Genomic DNA, 19,367 nt, shown 5'->3' with positions numbered 1-19,367 from the left:
CTGGTCGATTCGAACCCATTCGGTTCGTGGTAGTTACATCAATGAGCCATGTTGACTCATAGTTTGCAACCACTTCATGATTTTTGTTTCCCACTTCGATAGTTCTCCGCCTTGTAGCGCTTCTTGAAATTCCGGAATGAAACGACAGTCGAACCTTGCAGCTGGCCGGAGGTTTTCCGGAACGAGTTTTTCGATCCGCTCCGCTAACCACTCGTCTCTCATCAGGTAAAAATCCTGACCATCGTACCTGTAAACCGGAAAGTTCTCGAAGACCACACCACGTAAACCTGTTACGGTTCGATACACTTTCTCCACATCCTGATTCACTGAGTCCGACCGCCTCCTGCTCTGATGATGTCAACATCATAGAGCAACTTGCGCAGCGTGTTTGACGTGTCTGTGCCTACTTTTTGGACTGACCGGTGCTATGGCAGTAATAATGCCAAAATGTAAACGGCCATACCTCATACGAACGACCACAGCAACAGTGATCCATCGCCGCTTCTTATCCTGACCGGTAATTGAAAAAACCGGATCCAGGTTTGAAAAAGGCTGCTCACCATACGGGTATTCGTTCGGCCTATACATTTCATCCGGTAGATTGTTTTCTACAACATATTGAATGTCTGCAAAGTCAACGTTTCTTGCGGTCATTTGTAGGACAGCATGTTTACTCCGACTGATGTACCCAAGGCATAGATGTCGAAGTAAGGCCTGCTGCAAATCCTCCCAAACTTCTTCAAACGAACGACCATGATTCAAATCCGTCCACCCATCGTCCAACACACGTGAGGATTTCGCCCTCTCGTTGGTTGAACGAGAGGGGCGTCCCTCCTTTCTGTGTTGTCAACAGTGATACTTTGTTAACCGATCATATTTCCGGACCGGTGCTCGACCGTGCGTACGGTGCTCATTGGCGTTCGCTCTAGTTGTGCCAATCGGTACATCATGCGACTTCGTTCGATTTCCTGAATGACCGCATTGACACGCCTACGTCGTCCATACAGATTCCAGCGAATTTTTCGTATGATACTCATGTATCATTGCTCCCTTCTACAGGTAGTAGTTGAATTGCTTTGCCTGATATCAAGCCGAATACGAATCCGCAAATGGATCGTCATTGAATTCGGCTGGTACATCATCTGCAAACGGATCGTCGTTGTATCGGGAAGACATCGGTGTGGGTTCACGAGATGCACTCCGTTCACCCGTTGGTGCACTCGAAGGCGAATTGGCGCCGTCACCCCGGTCAAGGAACCGGACGTTTTCGGCGACGACTTCTGCTACGCGTACTTTTCGTCCTTCGCGATCCTCGTACGACCGAATTTGTAGTCGTCCATCCACGCCCGCCATACGTCCCTTGTGCAGATACTGCGCACAAGTCTCGGCTTGCTTTTGCCAGACCACGATGTTGACGAAATCCGTTTCCCGTTCGCCCTGTGGATTCTTTCGTGCGCGATCCACCGCTAACGTAAATGACGTGACGGCCGTTCCCGAATGGGTGTAACGCAGCTCCGGTTCGGCTGTAAGTCGGCCAATGAGAATCACTCGATTCATCATGAGGGCATTGCCCCTTTCTACATTCGTTTTAGGAAACCACCTTGAAATCGACAAGTTCGAGTCGATCCACCCAGCGCTGTGACTGCGTGACCTCAAATCGGATGGCAGTACCTTCCCGTAAAGACTTCAACTTGTTAACGACCGTTGGTTCCGCAGTGAGCAGTTCCAAGAGTTCCCCGTCAAGAGACGCGAGGCGAACCATAGCCGCTTCTGTATCTCGGTAAGGCTTGAATTTCACCTCGCTTACAGCCGCGATATCGGCTCCTTCAGATACTGACTCGTACCCGGGTTCTTCCTGCATGCCCAGTTTGTCGTCGACAATTTGAGTATCCAGGTATAAGTCATCCGGGAGTTCGTCTTCTGGAATGGGTTCAACACTTGGCATGGTCGCAGTTAAAAGCGGTGTTCGTGTCATAAAATCCGTGAGCTTCATGTCGTCAATTCCAAGTGTGAGGACATAAACAGTTTTCGGACGGCCATCGGGATTGACCACCTTCGGAACAATCCGGAGCTTTAACGGGACCATTGCGATGCGACCACCCGTGAGTGCCATAACCATTTGAATGCTGCCATTCAAGTTGATAGTGGTATGCCAACTTGACGTATCGAGTTGCCAGACACCGATGCCAGGGACGTCAGGTAGAAAGAACTGAAGCTGCCCGAGTTCCTTGCATTTCCCCTCTTGGAAGACGGGACAATCACGATATAGACACTGAACCTGAATACGTCCACCTTGTCCGTCTACGCGGTTCGCCGTTTCACCGTCCCCTTTGCAGTACAGTTCATATCGCTCACCGACTCGCCTATAAGACGAAAGGAATTGCGGGAAAAACTGTTCTGGACTGTTCGACGGGAATGCGACGGTGATTTCGCGTGGCCGGTCTCCGTAGACTGAACGAAACGCTTCTACCGCGTTCTCGCTGGTGGATTCGTCCGGTTTCACCACGAAGTAGTCCACTGCAGTCGGATACTCGTTTCCACTTCTTTCGGATTTTTGCTTGACGCCTAAATGGATTTTCCCGATTCTCGGAATCCGTGAGACGTCACTACGGCCTTTAATCGGCATGTAGACTCCTCCCTTTGATGGGAACCCAATTTCCTAGACGCACATTCAAGTACGCTGAATTGGCTCAACTTTATCCGTGTTACGATTTACGGTGATGTGTTCGGGATTCAGAGAAATCTCGAGGTAGGTGCGACCTTGACTCGATGTCGTCGCGATGTGAGGTTGGCTGGCAGATGCAGCGAAAGGTACAGTGGGTTTAACTCACAATTCGTTTCGGTGGAATTCCTTGTTCGTCGAAGTGGATGGCACGATGTGTACCGCTCGAATCGCCGTGTTTTACTGAATGGGTCAGTGCTGTTACTACGCGAATTGCTACTTCCTGCTGTGTTCGCGAGTGAGTTGTTTCAATCTTCATACCTTCACAGACCATCTTATATAACCGTTCATCTTGCTCCTTCCGGAATTTCTCGTATTGACGCCACTCACGCCAGATCCAATCAAGCGTTCGACGTCGATACAAAATCCATTGTTTCTGTGTGAACGCCTTAGGCGCAACTGGGGAGGGAGTACGATGCGTGAAACCAATCTCCGCTAGTTGTTCACGAGTCAGTTCTTCGGCCGGATGACGTGGAAACTTCCGCTTACCAACTGGATACAGTTCATCTCTTGCTGCTTGAAATGTCACGCCATTGAGCCAGGCATGAAACGCAATCGCCCCGCCCTTAGAACCACACTTTTGGCAGAAAAAAGTGTCTTTGACCGATGACACATACAGATGATACTGTCGCCGTTTGTCATGACACACTGGACAATGAGCTTTATACTGCCCAAATCGAGTCGTTGGATAGAGCGGGAACTTGTTTCTCACGGCAATCTCTTCGATGCCAATCAATTCAATCGCCTCCGTTCAATCCCCATACTTATCACTGCATGGTTCTGCAGTTGGGATGTATTTGACCTTTTCATCACCCCTCTCATGAACCTTTCCCAGGCAAGAAAAACCGGAAAAACACAAAAACAGACTCGCTCAACCTGTATTTTCAGGAGTGCCAGTCTTGTTTATCTTGTATCCGTGGCATACACGGTGGACCCGTCCCATATTGACCGGGACCTCGTAGAATTTTGAATCGATCACGAAAATTGAGTTGGTAAGTAACTGCTAGTAGGGGATAATGTGTTACTCTGCAACGAGGCTTCTTCACACTAAAATCGTCAATTATGGAGGAATGACGGAAAAGTGACCGCCTTAGGGGTTTTAACCTGTATCATGTGTCCTACTCCACGATGACACGTGATTCATCGCTTCTTCAGATATCCGGCTTTGTTCCCGTTTCGTCCCCACACGAGTCAGCCTTTGTTCCCAATCTGTATGCATCCTTCTCTGAACTCCAATTTCTGCTGCCAGAGAATCAATCCATACAGAACTGCATGAGTCATCACTTAAAGTTAAGCACGGCGCGTTTTCGGGGATGCGCTGGAGTGGCTCGTTACTCTGATCAACTTTTCATTACCATTCCTACTCTTTGTTGATCTTCTTCACTCGCCCTATACAGTACCGTGATTGACTCAATACCGTATACTCCACCCACGTGCTTCGCTTATCCTCACAAAATAAAAGAGGAATAAACTAGTTCCTGATCCCAGGATGCATATCAGGACTTTGTCAATGGGGTATTTATACGCCTTTATAGTAGATTACCTAAAGTCTGGTGTCAATCGTTGGATTTCGTGTCGAAACTGTTTGCGCTTTTTAAGTGCACATGACGGCATATATTGAGTGTTCGAATCCAACACTGGCGAGGATTTTTACGACCTTAGATAATTCGTCATTTAACCATTTTTTGGCGAGTTAAGCACACAACGGGCACACCATCAAACCTTGAAACCAGGTATTTCCGACCAATACACCAAGTAGGAACAAAGCGCCTGCGGGACCGGGGCGCGACGCACTAAAGTACCTTAGGCTTATTTACAGAGAAATTCCGGATACCACGAACCGACAGGTCAACGCACAGAAGACACCACATAAATATGCACATATCCTCAATGTTCATACATAGTAAGAAGGATCTCCTTATGTCGCTAACCTTTTGGCGAAAGATATTAGCTTGCCTTTAAATGGATACACGCATAGTAAATCTGGATTGTAATTAGAATCTCGATGTCCTCGGTTCCAACGCTGACAAGACCGGGGAAGCGGTTAGTAAACAACTCGAAGTCAAGAAATGCTGAAACTCATCAACATCCTTGACGAAAGCGAGCGGATGGTGATTGGCCTGCGCTTTGGCCCCCAAATGGGCAAGAGTGGATGCAAAACGAGATTGCCGGTCAACTGCGAATATCCTGCTCTTATGTCTCAAGCCGGAAAGGCAGGCACTCTTAAAGGACGATCAGGTGATTGAGGTCGTTGACCGGACCTAGTTTGCAGGTATTTGCTGGATTTGTTAGCGGACACGTCGAAGTCATGGTGCGGTAACTAGAGCAATAGCACGATTCCCCCTCCCTAGAGCCGGGCTATGATCTCTGCTTCTTCAGATGGAAGAAAATCTACGTGGCGGCATGAGGCAGGAGCAACGACTGATGCTTTGCATACACGGGAAGACGAATGCGCCAGTGGCGTACATGGTGAACCAGAATCCCAGTCAGATGGAACAGTCTTCGTTTGAGCCGTTCGGCGGCCCACAGCCGCCCCCATGGTTGACGCGCGACTTGCCTGTACAGCACGAGTAGATTCTACGCAAGTAGCTTTAGGCCTTCCAGCGCTTTGTTGGCGTCGAAATTTTGGAATCCTTTATCCATGCGGACGGCGCGAATGTTAACGCCATCCCACAACTGGTCTTTCATCGCCTTGTAGAAATCCGCCAATCCATCGGATGTATGTGGGTGACCAGAGCGCAACTCATCATAGAGACAACAACCAGTGAGTGAATCAAACGCTAGCAAGGGATGGAAAATCGCTCGTCCGTGATGGGGGTGATTATATCCACAGCGGATTGTTGCTGAGAACCATAAACCGTCTCTACAGAGGAGTCGATATCGACGATGATGCCCTGTCCTTTGGTGAGAAGTGACTTTGGGATTTGTCTACGCGCCGAACGTATTGCTTTGATGCCAGTGTCGGAACCCAGCCGATTTCAGATTCGCCCAATTCGAACGAAGGACGTGTCTATCGAATTTCATAAGGGGGTGCCAGAACCCTTTGGACCGTCCGACGCAGGCTTAAAATCAATCTCATAAGTCTCTTGCGAGGAAAACCTCGTCTTAACTGGGGTGGGAATTGAATATCAGGATACGAGGTTTTCTCATTCGCGTCAACTCGAAGCGCCTGACATTAGTTAATCGAAAGTCTCCTTCAGGTCCTTATACAACACAGTTGTATTAGGCAGTTTCGGTACGTTCAACTTCAGCTTCAACAGGGGATCCTTTCAATGTCCTCAAAGTGGAAAATCCGTTCCTGGCCCAGCAAGAAACCGACAATGACGGTCAAAGCAATATCGTCCATGTGGAACTGCATGTTTCCGCCCTTGGGTAACCCATCTACCCAAAACTCTATGTCAATCCCCGTTACCAAAGCGAAATCTATGAGATCCATTGTTCGCCAAAGGAGTTGGCGGTGTTAACCCAAAAGGTGCTCCCTTTTGGCGAAGATGTTGTTCTCGACAAACGCATCTTAGCCAAAAGGGAGCACCTTTTTAATTATTCACATCAGTTCATGAATACACAATCGCCGAAATCAGGGTTCATCAGTCCGATACGAGAAATCAAAAACGAAAGCCCTACGTGTACCGGCCACCGCTTGATAATCCACCCTGATACCTGCCCCATCTTAAATGCAAGGGTATGGGTCACCCTATACCCTTGCATTTACCACTCGGCTTCGCCTGCGTAATCCTATCATATCTAGAGGCTTTACAGGTGCCGTAGACGCTTCTATGACCGCACACCTGTCGGTGATCAGGCTGCCTTAAACCTCTTAGCCAATCCAACGGTATGAGACCATGTTCTTACATATACACACTGCCAAATATACATAGATAAAATCTAATCCGATTTTTGGATCTAGCTTCCGTGCGGAGTGAATACCACGTCAGTTGCTGCATGATCGCGAGATTCATTTGATCTAATTGGCTCTTCAAGAACGATACCGACAGCAACAATCGAGGTACCAAAATTAAACCAGTGGAACCAAAGTTTACAAGGTAGTCTCTTGTAAGATGCCATCAGATGACGTAGCGGAGGGCCCAAACTTTCCGGCGAGTTCTAGACCAGGGCTGAATCAAACTTTCTTGATTAATCAGGATCATTAAAATTGTGTGGTGACATTCAAATACATCAGCCACACATTCGTTCACTGACTTGTGCCCAGCCTCGGGTAGAGAGCCCGTCCGAACTAGCCCACACACAACCTGGATATTGTATATGATTTTCGGAAATACTTTTCTTGCCTGCAAGGCAGTTACTCTTTTGTACCCTGTTGCTTACCACGAGACTGCTCCCATTGATTTACCTTTTTTAGAAAGAACCACACGGACAAGACAGTTGTGAGATTATATACCACAAGCATTAAGGCCCACCCAGCCAATGTTTCGTGCTTGTGCATGGCATATATTTCTAGTAAACCATGAGTAACGACGTAGATAGTCGAATACAAAGTACCACTTAAAGTGCTTTGCAGGATACTGAAACCTGAATCCATAAGCGTTAGGCTGAGCGTTGCAAGTAATGCTGCCCACATCGCAAATTGAACATAATTGGACGTATTCACAAAAGCACTGAACAATCCTGCTATGAGAGCGGCCATCAAAACGAGCAGCAACCTTACAATGACTTTCAGCATGATGTACGTCTCCTTATTCTAAATAAAAAATGGCTGCTACGGCTGAGTGCGCCACAGGAGTGAACCCTTATGGTCTCCTCTTCACTGGCTTTACATTGTGATTATTTTTCCCAGAAACGTACCGAAACAAACTGGAGCTTGAGATTATGTTTTGGCGAACGGGTCTGTTGTACTTAAGCCGTACGGCATACATACGAATAAACACGACAACAACGATTAAGACCAACAACGGGGTGGGGCGTTTGAAACTTTCTCCGCCTAGCCAAACAGCGATGCCCACAAAAATTGCCAGTACGGCATGTACCTCTTCTTGTAGGGCGATGGGTTTTCGTCCCGCCAACAAGTCTCGAATCATCCCGCCTCCAACTCCTGTAAACAGAGCTGCTACGACAATGACAAAGGGGCTTCCGCTTATGTGCTTTGCATAGAGTGCCCCTTGAGTCGCAAATGAGGCCAGCCCAATCGAGTCAAAGAAAAACCCCCACTTTCTCCAATGATGCATCCATCTGGTTGACAGCAGGTAGAGAACCGATAACGCTACCACCACCGTGAGTAGAGTTTGACGATTCCAAAGCTGGATTACAGGTACACCAATAATCGTATTTCGAATCACGCCACCACCAAAAGATGTAGTCAACCCTAAGAAAAATACTCCCACAAGGCGATACCGTGCTTCCAACGCCACAAAGGCTCCACTTGCAGCGTAGGCCACAGTCCCAACTCCGTGTAGAATTAGCCATCCCAAGGTGTCCATTTCTGTCCTCCAATTTAATATTTCTATCCAAAACTCGAAGAAACTCTTTCGGGGTGGGTGTAAATATTGAACGAGTCGCCCCGTACGAATCCGACCGTAGTAATATTAAGTTCATCAGCAATATCCAGAGCTAGGGCCGTTGGGGCCGATTTGGCGAGGACGACCCCTACGCCAATTTTGGCCACCTTTAGGACGACTTCCGAAGATAACCGCCCACTAAAAGTAATTACCTTTCCTCTTAGTGAAATGTTGTTTTTTAACGCATGCCCAAACAATTTATCCAAGGCGTTATGGCGACCGATGTCCGCACGGGCAAGCAAGAGTCGCTCCGCATCCGCTAGACAGGCCACATGTACTCCTCCCGTCTCATGAAATACATCCGCCGATTTCTCCATTTCGTCAATGAGTCGAAAAATGGAATCCGGAAAAATAACAGCGAGGTCTTCCACCTTCTTGGCGGTATGAGCGTCATTATAAAAGTAGAAGCTTTGCCGACTCTTTCCACAACAAGAGGCAATATACCGCTTGTTATAGAACTCTTGGTTAAAGTTCACGGCTGTTGAGGTACGAACACGGGCCGTACCTCGAAAGGTACTTAGCTGTATATCCTGTATTTGATCAATGGAACGAATGACTCCCTCCGACGCCAAAAACCCGACGACCAAATCCTCCATGTACTCCGGACTGCAAACTATGGTCGCCATTTCATGGTCATTGACATAGATGGTTAAGGCATATTCTGTCGCGACCACGTCATTTTGTGTTTCGATAAACTCTCCTGCACGATAACGAATGATCGTTCGTTCAGCTTTCACAGGAAGCCTAAGAGAATTAGCCTGTCGCTCCATACCTTACCCTCCCTCTGTTGGTTATCCCTGATACACCAGGCTGACCCCACACAATCTGCAGGGTTAGCATTCAAACCATCACAGATAAAAGCATGAATTCCTACAATGCCTGCCCCAGCCCCTGCAAGAAACCCAACATCAGGACCAAGGCACGGTTCATTCCCGGGTCCCTAAGTGCTTTTGCAAGCTCAAACATTCCTGCTTTCTTGTTGGATTCAAGTCTTTCCTGACCTGCCTCCAACCCGGACACCAAGGCTTCTGTCAGTGTCGAAAGTTGATTGGGGTCTATCTTACTGACCGTCCCCATCGCCGTCATTGCATTCTTTACCGTACCCAGGACCGAGGGCTTTAAAATTTGCTCAAGCAGAATCCCGGCGATCTTCTCCTTTGATACGAGCAAGCCATGAAGGATATCGAAAATACCACTTTCATGTAAATCTTGAATCACCTGCAAGAGACGCTCTAACGCTTCTTGACGCTCAACAACAGCGGCTTGCAATTCTTTGAGAGCCATAATGTCCTGCTCCTCTGATGTAAACTCGATATATTTAATGTTGGTGGTTGGTTGAGCCATGGTTTACTACCTCCTGCGCTTGTTTCTCTACCGAAATATACCCTGGCCGATTCCACTTGCGTTGGACTTCAACACCTTGTTGTGGATTACGTGTGCCAAATCGCGGGTTGTTCCTGGGTAAGGGGCTGCGCCCCTCCGTTCGAAGAATTTCCATCCGCACAAAGGTTTCTTTATACGCTGGGGTATCCGTGCGCGTATCCTTTGCCGGACCTGTGAGCAGATTCACCGCGGACTCGTCACTTGTGGTGTTCATGGGTAAATACAACTCTTTACCGCGTACCTTATCGGTCACAATGACGTGTACTTTTACTTTTCCATGCGGCGATTCAAGACGTACCAAAGTTCCGTCCTTGAGACCTCGCTCTCTCGCCAGTTCCGGGGAAACCTCAAGAAAGGTATCTGGAACCTTTGCTCGCAGCCCTTCAGATTTATCCGTCATATTTCCTTCATGGAAGTGCTCGAGCAAACGCCCGTTATTCAGGTGTAAGTCGTAGTTTTTATCCGGCATCATTGGCGGCACCCAGTTGGCAGAGACCAATTGGGCCTTGCCATCAGGGTGGCCAAAGCCGTCTGTATACAAGAGCGGGGTATCCGTGCCATCGGGAGCGACCGGCCAAAGTAGACTTTTGTAGCCTTCGAGCCGCTCGTAACTAACGCCCGCGAAGATAGGGGCGACGGCGGCAGCTTCGTCCATGACATCGCCCGGATATTCGTACGTCCAACCGGCTCCCAATCGGTTCGCGATGGCACAAATAATTTCCCAGTCCGGTCTCGACTCTCCGAGCGGTTTCATGACTTGATACAAGCGCTGAACGCGTCGTTCGGTATTCGTGAATGTGCCCTCTTTTTCTAAACTCGGGCTGGCGGGAAGAATCACGTCGGCGAATTGGGCGGTTTTGGTCAAAAACATGTCTTGCACAACAAAGAAATCAAGGTGACTCAGTGCCTCATGAACGTGGTTGGCGTTCGTATCGACCCACGCCATATCTTCACCCATCAGATACATTCCATGTAGTTTCCCCTCTAAAATGGCATTCAACATCCATTGATTGTCCATGCCAGGAACTCCAGAGAGGGGAGTCCCCCACGCCTTTTCAAACTTCGTACGTACGGTCTCATCGCTCACGAGTTGATACCCGGGCAGCCAGTTTGGCAGCGTGCCAAAATCGCAAGCTCCTTGCACGTTGTTGTGACCACGAAGCGGGAACGCACCTGCACCCGGTCTAGCAAAGTTTCCTGTTACGAGCAGCAAATCACTAATTGCGCCACTGGTTTCACTGCCTCCACAGTGTTGCGTCACGCCCATCGCCCATAAGACAGCGACACCGTCTGCTTCGTGAATCATGGTCGCCATTTGAATGAGTTCTTCTCTCGATATACCGGTAACTTGCTCCGCGTAATCGAGGGTATAGGGTTCAAGAGAGTGCAGGTAGTCGTCAAGTCCCGTGACTTTCTCACTTAAGAATTTCGTATCATGCCAATTTTGATCAACGATGTATTTCGTCACAGCAGACAGCCAAACGTGATCGGTTCCCTGATTTGGTCGAATGAACAAGTCAGCCCGCTCTGCCATTTCGTGCTTGCGTAGATCCACGACCATGAGCTTTTGTCCATTTAATTTGTGTGCCCGTTTGACTCTCGTAGCTAACACTGGATGCGCCTCTGCAGGATTGGCACCAACAATTATGACCAGTCCCGCTTTTGCAATGTCTTGAATGGTCCCTGCATCGCCGCCAATTCCGACTGTTCGCATGAGCCCGTCTGTTGCTGGAGACTGGCAATACCGTGAACAGTTGTCGACATTGTTCGTTCCGATGACAGACCGGGCCAACTTCTGCATCAAGTAATTTTCCTCATTGGTCACCTTGGATGAGGAAATGAACCCTAATGAATCTGGCCCATATTCGCGTTTAATCGTCTGGAATTTCTCCGCAATCAGGTCCAAAGCCTCATCCCAAGTCGACTCATAAAACGCATCACCTCGACGAATCAACGGCTTCGTCAACCGTTCTTCACTGTTCACAAAGTCCCAGCCAAACTTCCCTTTGACACACGTCGAAATACCATTGACCGGTGCATCCTCACTCGGCTCAATCTTCAAGATCTGGTGCCCTTTCGTCCACACATCAAACGAACAACCCACACCGCAAAATGTACATACGGTCTTGGTCTTTTGAATCTTCTGTTCACGCATCGCGGATTCCACTTCAGATACGGCGAATATCCCTCCATAACCCGGTTCGACCTCTTTCACCAGTTCAATCATAGGATTGAGGACATTCGAAGGGATGCCGGACAGATACCCAGCTTGTCCCAACATCGACTTTTCCATCAACGCATTCGTGGGACAGACGGTCACACAGTGACCACAGGATACGCAGGACGATTCATCGATGGCCACATCTCCATCCCAAATCACTCTCGGCATATCGCGTTCCCAATCGACAGACAGGGTTTCGTTGACTTGCAGGTCCTGACAAGCCTCGACACAACGTCCACAAAGGATACATTGGTCCGGGTCGTAGCGATAGAAAGGATTACTCATATCCTTGCCATAGCCTTTAGAACGATACGGGTATTTTTGGTGTTCAATTCGCATCAGTTCCGCCGTGTTATGCAAGGTACAGTTGCCGTTGTTGTTATCACAAACCGTACAGTACAGCATATGATTCTCAAGAATGCGGTCCATGGCTTCCGTTCGGGCCGCACCAGCTAAAGGACTGGTAGTGGTTATTTTCATCTTCGGCGCTACGGGTGTAGAACAGGCCCGTACCAATTCACCATCTACTTCAACCATGCAAGTATCGCAGGTTTGAATGGGCCCTAGATTTGAATGATAACAAACATGAGGGTGCTCGATCCCATGTTGTATCATCGTCTCTAAGATCGTTTCCCCGTCGTAGGTGTCGTATTCTTTTCCGTCAATTTGTAATGAAAATTGAATCCTCAATGCCCCCGAACTGCTCATCAATATACCTCCCGGAAAATAGAAAACTCCACTAAAACCTAACCCCTGAGAAGGAGTTTGATTTTAGTGGAGTAGCGAAAAGCACATCCTGTACTTTTAATACCAATCCACAAACACAATTATTTTGTAGTAGTACAAATGTATCACTCTCAAGTATCGCCGTCTAGTCCTAATGGACGATCAAATACATAGACCGTCACAGCAATGTCCAATTCCACATCGAAGTCACAAAACAAAGTAATCAGTTTTGCATCAACCACATTTTCAATTTCGGACCGAATTTGGCTTTCTTTGTAGATCTCTTTGACAAATGTCGTACGAAGTTCTCGAACAATTCGTTTCCCTTCGTCGTTCCGAATCGCAAATTTCTCCACACTCGTCATATTCCCTTTCATTTCACAGACGGCCCACGAGCCTACAAACCGTGTGGTAATTTGATCCGGCCCTTTCCCGACATGCTTCTTTCGAACATCCCGGACAAGATTGTTAAAAGTATGCACAATGCGTGTCACCGCCAACTCATTTACCCCCTCTTTGGCGTTACAGTCCCCCGGCTTGCAGTCTGACTTACTACAGATTGAACATCTTTGATAAAGAGACTTCGGAAGAGATAAAATCCCGGAGCCAGCAGTGCGAATCCAGCGACAAAAATCACAAGCGTTGTGACGAACATGGAATGATTCGACGCCGCATCTGAAAAGGTTAAATAGGGGTATAGCACATACGGATAATGAGCACACCCGTACGCAATCTGCGCCAAGACGAGTTGGATCACCGTGGCCCACAAACTCATGCGCACCTTAGTCATTCCCACAGGTCGAAACAGTCCTGCATAGCCGACGAGAAACATCACGAAGGATAAACCAAGGATCGGCCACCAGGTAACAAGTCGATGACTCATATCCAGTTGACCATGCATGGAAGAGACGATGGCGAGAATTCCACTCACCGCACTCAGTGGTCCGACCCATTGGGCACTGCGGCGAAATGCAGCGAAGGTTTCCAACGAACCGGCCTGTTTAGCATACTGTGCCAGAAAGAGTGCAGACAAATACAAAGCCATCAGAATCCCAAACGCGAGAAATACCAGTACCTGTGGTGAAAACAGGAACTTAGCAAGTGGCAGAACATAAGCTCCTTGGGTTCCTCTGCTTACATACCCTCCCTGCGATAAACCTAGAATGGTGGCAAACAGCCCAGGGAGAATGAGACCCGTGAGTCCAACCACCCAAATAATCGGACCGCGCTTTTGCTCCGACGCATAGCCAAACTGCCAATAAGCCCCGCGCAAAATCAGTAATCCCAAAACCATCGACGCGGGAATGAGGAGAATGCTCCCGTACGCATAGGCAGCTCCAGGAAACAATCCGACGATCGCGACGGGGATGAGGACAAGGAATGAGTTCACCAACTCCCAAGTGGGAGAGACAAACGAGTGGGCAACTTCTTCAGCCTCCCAGTTTTTGCGTCTGCTAAAGTACCAGCGCCAAAAACTCGATCCAAAATCAATGCCTCCGAGAATGGTATAGATGGATATCATGGCCCAAATAAATGCGGCTCCCAAGGCTACTATGTTCACGCCAAGTTCCCTTCTTTCTCATGTTTTACAACATGAGTGGTGTACGTAACCTGGTACTCCGAAAGAGGATGGTTACGAAAATAGCGTTTGAGTGCCCAAATGGTTGCAATCAATAACACACCATACAAGCTGACGAAGCCCACAAATAGGATTCCTACACTTGCTGACGGTGTGACTGCTTGACTCACAGTCATCACCCCGTAGATAATCCATGGTTGACGAGCAAACTCAGCGAAACACCAGCCGGCTTCAATTCCAATCATGGCGAGGAAACCCGTTACGAAAATGACTCGAAGCAGCCAACCGGGTACATCCAGTGTCTTTGCACGGAAGCGATAAACCCAATAAGTAACAGCTACGGCAATGCAGAAACTCCCGATTCCAACCATGGTATCAAAAAGCAAATGCACAAACAGAGGAGGCCAAGTGTTCTGGGGGAAATGGTCGAGACCTAACACCTTACCATCAAGTCGTTCTGTAGCAAGCCAACTTAACAGGTCTGGAACATGAATTCCACCGACAACGCTTTGTGTGGCAGCACTGGCAATCCCGCCAATCACTAAAGGAGCATTTCGAGTGGTATGAAATAAACCTTCGGCAGCGGCTAACTTCTCTGGTTGAAATTTCGCGAGAAACTTCCCGGATAAGTCTCCAATGAAGGCAGTTAAGACGGAAGTGACTCCCCCGACCGCCATGGTCAATGACAGAGTTTGACGATGGTAGGCGCGTTCTTCACTGGTTTGGTCTCTTTTAAGAAGGTTTTTTGCAGCCACCGCAGACATCACAAAGGCTACTGCCATATAAGCGGACACCACGACGTGCGCTAACTCCGTAGGAAAGGCGGGGTTGAAGAAGGCTCTCAAAAGATCAATCTGAGTTGGAGATCCGTTGACCCAAGTCACCCCGGTTGGGGTATTCATAAAGGAATTGACATCGGTAATGAGAACAGCCGAAGCCGTGGAACCGATACTCATGAACAGTGCGCTCAAAATCCGCGTTTTTACGGACAGACGTTTTCCACCATATACATAAATCGCAAGGAAGAGAGATTCGAGCATAAACGCGAAAATCTCCATTTCGAAGGGAACATTAATGACTTGCCCCACTACGCGCATGAATGTAGGCCAAAGAACTGATAACATGACGGCAACCGTCGTTCCTGTGACAATCCCGACACCTACAAGCAACAACAGGATTCGTACCATTCGAACGGCAAATACTTGGTACACTTGCTGCTTTGTTCGGGCAGCGACAATCTCTGCAATGAAAATCAGTAACGGAATGCCTACACCGATTGTGGCGTAAACAATGTGGTAGCCTAGGGTGATACCGAACAACGCTCTCGCCATCTCTACATGGTTCATTTTCCTGACCACTCCCTATACCTCTTACTTGGCTGACACAGCGAAGTCAATAAAAAAACTCCATTAGAAACTTCGACCGGACATTTCATGTCCAGCGAAGTTCATAATGGAGTAGTTTCAGGCACTTCCTGTACCTAATTACCAATCCGCTATGTCAGATGTGGATTACCAAGTACATTCGATTTTGGCATATTGGGTTTCTAATTTCCACAAGCAAATCCTTTAAATTGTGTCAAGCAATCAACTATATTGTATCAGACAATCATCATATTTGAATCAGAGAGTCCACCATAAACTATAAAGGCAGCCGCGTCACCGAACGTTGATGACCATCATGTTCTTCTTAAGATGACTGCGTCGTTGGGCGGATCAAGATTTCATTCACAGATGCTCGTTCGGGTTGGTTAATTGCATAGCAGATTGCTTCTGCAATGTCTTCTGATTAAAGCTGTTGCGCTGTCGCCCGGGACTTCAGAGCTGACAAAGCATCTTCATACGGGATTGTCGTGAGCGGCAACGGTTCAATATGTGGTTAAGCCTTTACGACTTCGGCTGTCAATTTTCTTGCCACTTCAGCGACCGAACGACCATACTCACGGGCGATTTTCAACTCGACTTCAGAAGGGCGATTCATGGGTGCATCTTTTGATGATTCAACTGGAATCACCGCTGTCGCACCATAAGGATTTCCATAGACTGCCCTGTCTTCATTGAACTGACCTGTATTCGAAACAATTATCATCCCATGGTGTTGCATCGGTGTTTGGAGCGCCCTACAGATATTCTCGACGCCACCGTGGTGGGTTGAGGTGGTTGCATAGACACCGCCAACTTTTCCTTGGAGATTGCCGAAGAACCATAACTGTCCTAGTTTAGATAAAAAGTTTGACATTTTGGGATTTGGTTCACCAAACACGCCCGAAGAACCCCAGATAATGGCATCCGCAGATTTCAGTTCATCCGGTTCGGTCTCATCAACCGACTTAAAAATCACTTCTGCTCCCGCAACCTCTTTAGCTCCCGCTGCAATGGCTTCACCGAGTGCGATGGTATGTCCATACATACTTGCGTGCAAAACATATACTTTCATTCGTAAGTTCCCCTCTCATCAACGTGATTTCGAAAAGTGTCTTGTCCCTTCACTTGCTCAGTACTCAACGACCCGTTGGTAAAGTACGGGGACGCCATTGGTCCTATATCAGCACCGAATTTTAGGCGAGCTGCCGAACTGAGACCCTATCGGGTTTTTGTTTTTGACGTCTCTGTATGGCAAATAATGAAACACCTGCGATCACGATCAACGTGCCAACAACCTGTGAAATGTGTATAGTTTCCCCCATGAGCAGGTATGCCAGACCTGCTGTGAAGATTGGGTTAAAGTTGAGAAATATACCCGACTGTGTACCACCTACTCGCTGAATCCCAATATTCCACACAATCATGGCGACCACTGTTCCACCAATGGCCGTATAAAAAATCGAACTCCAAAACGGAACGTTCAACTGGTGAAACGAAAGTCTAGGCAGGTCAAACGGAAGCATGAAGATGACGCCAAGAACACCAGCCCAAAGCGTCGCTCCATAGGCAGACACGTGTTTCATTGCAAATCGTCCCGCAACAGCATACAACCCCCAACTCCCCACAGCAACGAGCATCAACCCTACGCCCGTATTTACCTGAAAGTGAGCCAGGGCAGTCAAATGCCCTTTCGTCACGACAACAATTACGCCAAAAAGAGAGACAAGCATACCGGAAATTTGGCGAATTCTTAACCGCTCTTGCAAAAAGATAAACGACGCAATCGCAATCGCTACCGGATTCAACGCGGAAATCAATCCCACGTTATCAGGTGTGGTGTGCTGCAGAGCAAGGTAAGTAAACAGATTGAACGCAATCACGCCCGTCAACCCCATCAACGCCAAGGGAAGTAAAGCTCGAAGTGGCGGCAACAATTTTCGATCTGCAACCCACACAACCGGGAACAACAACACATCTGCAATTGCCCAACGCAAATCTGTAATGGTCAGTGCAGAAGTGTGTCCGACTAAAAATTTTCCCGTGACAAAATTCCCGGCCCACATAAGGCTAGTCAGAACTAACAAAAGATAGTATTTCATTTTTCCTCCGTTGTCTGTCACTCAAAAAACTGAATGAGCAATTCACTGATATTCGGGCGGAAATACTCTTTAGAAAATAAAACGTGTTTTTCATGCACCATATACTCGTCATGAGCTTGCATCGAGTCGAAATCTACGGTAATCAAAAACCGATAGTGAACTTCGCCTTGCTCTATAACCCGCCGAAAAGTAACATTTTTTGCTCCAGGCACACTTGTTAACAATTCCACGGTTTTGTCTCGTATCAAACTTTCATTAGATGGGTCATTCAAATTGAATAGCAATATCTTATGAACCACGGATCCTCGCCTCCCCTACGCCAGTTCCACAGTGACGCCCGGTATCAATATGCGCGTGTCTAAACAATCTTCACCACCCGATCCGTTCCGTTATCGCTTTTGCAGTCCTTTTACAAGTTCTTGACCCATAAGTTCCGATGAAAAGGGATCACGACTCGTGACAATTTGCGAATTTCCCCAAACTGCGAAAGCTTTTTGGTCAAGTTCAGGAATGTAATCTGCAATTTTTCGCAGTTCTTGTTCAAGGCTATATGGCAAGTACGGAAGTACGTCTTCGGGTTCCCAAACATCCGGATAACCTGTAACTTTCAGCCCCTCGACGATGCTCTTGCCATTGGGTCTTGTGGTATAAACCAGTACAGAAGGACCATGACATTCTGCAGCAATGATGCCCCCACGATCGTACACACTGTTGATAATGCGGTGTAGATCCTCATTCTTCGCCAAATCAAACATTGCCCCATGACCACCGACAATCAAAATTGCATCGTAATCAGCCGCGTTTATCTCTCTGATTTTTCGGGTGTCATCGGCCCGTCCAGATTCATACAATGCCTTGTACGTACCCTGCGGATCGTATTCTGGAAGTACACTACGCTCATCCAATTCTGGTTTTCCACCGAGTGGCGACGCCAAATCAACAACATGACCAGCTTCCTCAAGCGCTTTTAGTGGTGCAAACAGTTCCTCGCCCCACCACCCAGTGTGATAGTCCGTGTCCTTATATCCGCTTGATACAACCGCTAGAACTTTTGCCATGAAGACTCCTCCTTGTACTTCAAGTCACTTGATTTGAATGCCGTTCGCGCCCATTTATTAGCCATTTGAAGAGTGAGATGCATGACCCCGGCTTGGCTAGGACCATAACGCTGGCATTAATGCAGAACCATTGAAGCCTCGTCGACAATTCGTCCCGATATAACAGGTTAGCTTCTTTACCCAACAACAACTTCCGTCAATTGAGCAATTAGGTCTGCTTTAGGTCTAAAGCCCACAATCTGCTTTAACAGGTTTCCATTTTGAAACAACATCAGTGTTGGAATACTCATTATACCGAACTGCTGTGCCGTAACAGGGTTTTCATCCACGTCGAGTTTTGCAACCACTAACTTTCCTTCGTATTCTTCTGAAACGTCTTCGAGCACAGGGGCCATCATTTTGCATGGCCCACACCAAGTTGCCCAAAAATCAACCAGCACTGGTGTATCCCGTTGAATGAACTCCACAAATGTTTTATCAGTGACCTTTTGAGTTGCCATTACAATTTCCCCTTTCACCGCAACAATTATCAGTGAACCTGAGTTCGTCTACTAAAGAAACTTTTGAAACCCTATTCCCCCAAACACCCCAACCTAGCTGAGTTGGCAAGTTGGGCTTCGTACGTAAGCTTCTTTTCCTCGATGGAGTTACGAAAGGTAAGTAAAAAGTAACAGAACGTAGGATACAACCATCCACTTACTT

At 47.7% G+C, this 19,367-nt stretch carries 20 protein-coding genes and 1 pseudogene; 1 reads left to right on the top strand and 20 read right to left on the bottom strand.

Translation table 11 applies throughout. The annotated features are described in order from the left end of the window. Nucleotides 1-33: 33 nt before the first annotated feature. The 6 genes from AN477_RS03450 to AN477_RS03430 form a co-directional block, all read right to left on the bottom strand. A complete protein-coding gene (locus AN477_RS03450; RefSeq protein ID WP_054967786.1) occupies nt 34-327 on the bottom strand; it encodes a hypothetical protein in 294 nt (97 codons plus the stop codon). Between the two features lie 36 nt (nt 328-363). Beyond that, nucleotides 364-762, bottom strand: a complete 399-nt coding sequence (locus AN477_RS03445) for a DUF4258 domain-containing protein (protein ID WP_054967785.1) — start codon at nt 760-762, stop codon at nt 364-366. A 101-nt stretch (nt 763-863) separates the two neighbouring features. Continuing rightward, nucleotides 864-1,037, bottom strand: a complete 174-nt coding sequence (locus AN477_RS24225; RefSeq protein WP_157061794.1) for a hypothetical protein — start codon at nt 1,035-1,037, stop codon at nt 864-866. Nucleotides 1,038-1,086: 49 nt separating this feature from the next. Further along, a complete protein-coding gene (locus tag AN477_RS03440; RefSeq protein ID WP_054967784.1) occupies nt 1,087-1,560 on the bottom strand; it encodes a single-stranded DNA-binding protein in 474 nt (157 codons plus the stop codon). A gap of 28 nt (nt 1,561-1,588) precedes the next feature. Further along, nucleotides 1,589-2,626 carry a recombination directionality factor gene (locus AN477_RS03435; RefSeq protein ID WP_054967783.1) on the bottom strand — a complete coding sequence of 346 codons (1,038 nt, stop codon included), beginning with the start codon at nt 2,624-2,626 and terminating at the stop codon, nt 1,589-1,591. A gap of 196 nt (nt 2,627-2,822) precedes the next feature. Beyond that, the gene (locus tag AN477_RS03430) at nt 2,823-3,458 is read right to left on the bottom strand and encodes a CHC2 zinc finger domain-containing protein (RefSeq protein ID WP_083485913.1); all 636 of its coding nucleotides are present in this window, start codon (nt 3,456-3,458) and stop codon (nt 2,823-2,825) included. Between the two features lie 1,688 nt (nt 3,459-5,146). Here AN477_RS03430 and AN477_RS24220 point away from each other — a divergent pair. Further along, nucleotides 5,147-5,296, top strand: a complete 150-nt coding sequence (locus tag AN477_RS24220; protein ID WP_157061793.1) for a hypothetical protein — start codon at nt 5,147-5,149, stop codon at nt 5,294-5,296. A 3-nt stretch (nt 5,297-5,299) separates the two neighbouring features. Here AN477_RS24220 and AN477_RS25805 read toward each other — a convergent pair. The 14 genes and pseudogenes from AN477_RS25805 to trxA all read right to left on the bottom strand — a co-directional run. Continuing rightward, nucleotides 5,300-5,563, bottom strand: a pseudogene (locus AN477_RS25805) (transposase); the annotation flags it as partial. A 1,459-nt stretch (nt 5,564-7,022) separates the two neighbouring features. Next, nucleotides 7,023-7,403, bottom strand: coding sequence for a hypothetical protein (locus AN477_RS03420; protein WP_054967781.1), 381 nt, complete (start codon nt 7,401-7,403; stop codon nt 7,023-7,025). Between the two features lie 67 nt (nt 7,404-7,470). Continuing rightward, entirely contained in the window at nt 7,471-8,157 is a 687-nt protein-coding gene (locus tag AN477_RS03415; protein ID WP_083485912.1) for a trimeric intracellular cation channel family protein, read from the bottom strand. Between the two features lie 23 nt (nt 8,158-8,180). Continuing rightward, nucleotides 8,181-9,005, bottom strand: a complete 825-nt coding sequence (gene fdhD / locus AN477_RS03410) for a formate dehydrogenase accessory sulfurtransferase FdhD (protein ID WP_054967780.1) — start codon at nt 9,003-9,005, stop codon at nt 8,181-8,183. Nucleotides 9,006-9,105: 100 nt separating this feature from the next. Further along, on the bottom strand, nt 9,106-9,579 hold the full coding sequence (locus AN477_RS03405; RefSeq protein ID WP_054967779.1) for a helical membrane plugin domain-containing protein: 474 nt from the start codon (nt 9,577-9,579) through the stop codon (nt 9,106-9,108). After that, entirely contained in the window at nt 9,554-12,547 is a 2,994-nt protein-coding gene (gene fdhF, locus AN477_RS03400; RefSeq protein WP_054967778.1) for a formate dehydrogenase subunit alpha, read from the bottom strand. The genes AN477_RS03405 and fdhF overlap by 26 nt, the downstream gene beginning before the upstream one ends. Nucleotides 12,548-12,696: 149 nt before the next feature. Continuing rightward, complete coding sequence (locus AN477_RS03395; RefSeq protein WP_054967795.1) at nt 12,697-13,059, bottom strand: Na-translocating system protein MpsC family protein; 363 nt, start codon at nt 13,057-13,059, stop codon at nt 12,697-12,699. Nucleotides 13,060-13,070: 11 nt separating this feature from the next. Further along, complete coding sequence (locus tag AN477_RS03390; protein WP_054967777.1) at nt 13,071-14,126, bottom strand: cytochrome d ubiquinol oxidase subunit II; 1,056 nt, start codon at nt 14,124-14,126, stop codon at nt 13,071-13,073. Further along, nucleotides 14,123-15,490, bottom strand: coding sequence for a cytochrome ubiquinol oxidase subunit I (locus tag AN477_RS03385; protein ID WP_157061792.1), 1,368 nt, complete (start codon nt 15,488-15,490; stop codon nt 14,123-14,125). Before AN477_RS03385 ends, AN477_RS03390 begins: the two co-directional genes overlap by 4 nt. 532 nt (nt 15,491-16,022) lie before the next feature. Beyond that, nucleotides 16,023-16,580, bottom strand: coding sequence for a flavodoxin domain-containing protein (locus AN477_RS03380; protein ID WP_054967775.1), 558 nt, complete (start codon nt 16,578-16,580; stop codon nt 16,023-16,025). A 121-nt stretch (nt 16,581-16,701) separates the two neighbouring features. Continuing rightward, complete coding sequence (locus AN477_RS03375; protein WP_054967774.1) at nt 16,702-17,607, bottom strand: DMT family transporter; 906 nt, start codon at nt 17,605-17,607, stop codon at nt 16,702-16,704. Nucleotides 17,608-17,624: 17 nt separating this feature from the next. Beyond that, nucleotides 17,625-17,906, bottom strand: coding sequence for a Dabb family protein (locus AN477_RS03370; protein WP_054967773.1), 282 nt, complete (start codon nt 17,904-17,906; stop codon nt 17,625-17,627). A gap of 90 nt (nt 17,907-17,996) precedes the next feature. Continuing rightward, nucleotides 17,997-18,665 (bottom strand): type 1 glutamine amidotransferase domain-containing protein, encoded by a 669-nt coding sequence (locus AN477_RS03365; protein ID WP_054967772.1) that lies wholly within the window; start codon nt 18,663-18,665, stop codon nt 17,997-17,999. A 176-nt stretch (nt 18,666-18,841) separates the two neighbouring features. After that, the gene (gene trxA, locus AN477_RS03360) at nt 18,842-19,165 is read right to left on the bottom strand and encodes a thioredoxin (RefSeq protein ID WP_054967771.1); all 324 of its coding nucleotides are present in this window, start codon (nt 19,163-19,165) and stop codon (nt 18,842-18,844) included. Nucleotides 19,166-19,367: the final 202 nt, after the last annotated feature.

The organism is Paenalicyclobacillus ferrooxydans (genome assembly GCF_001399675.1).
GTDB classification, from domain to species: domain Bacteria; phylum Bacillota; class Bacilli; order Alicyclobacillales; family Alicyclobacillaceae; genus Alicyclobacillus_B; species Alicyclobacillus_B ferrooxydans.
This window is presented reverse-complemented; position numbering and strand designations above follow the sequence as displayed.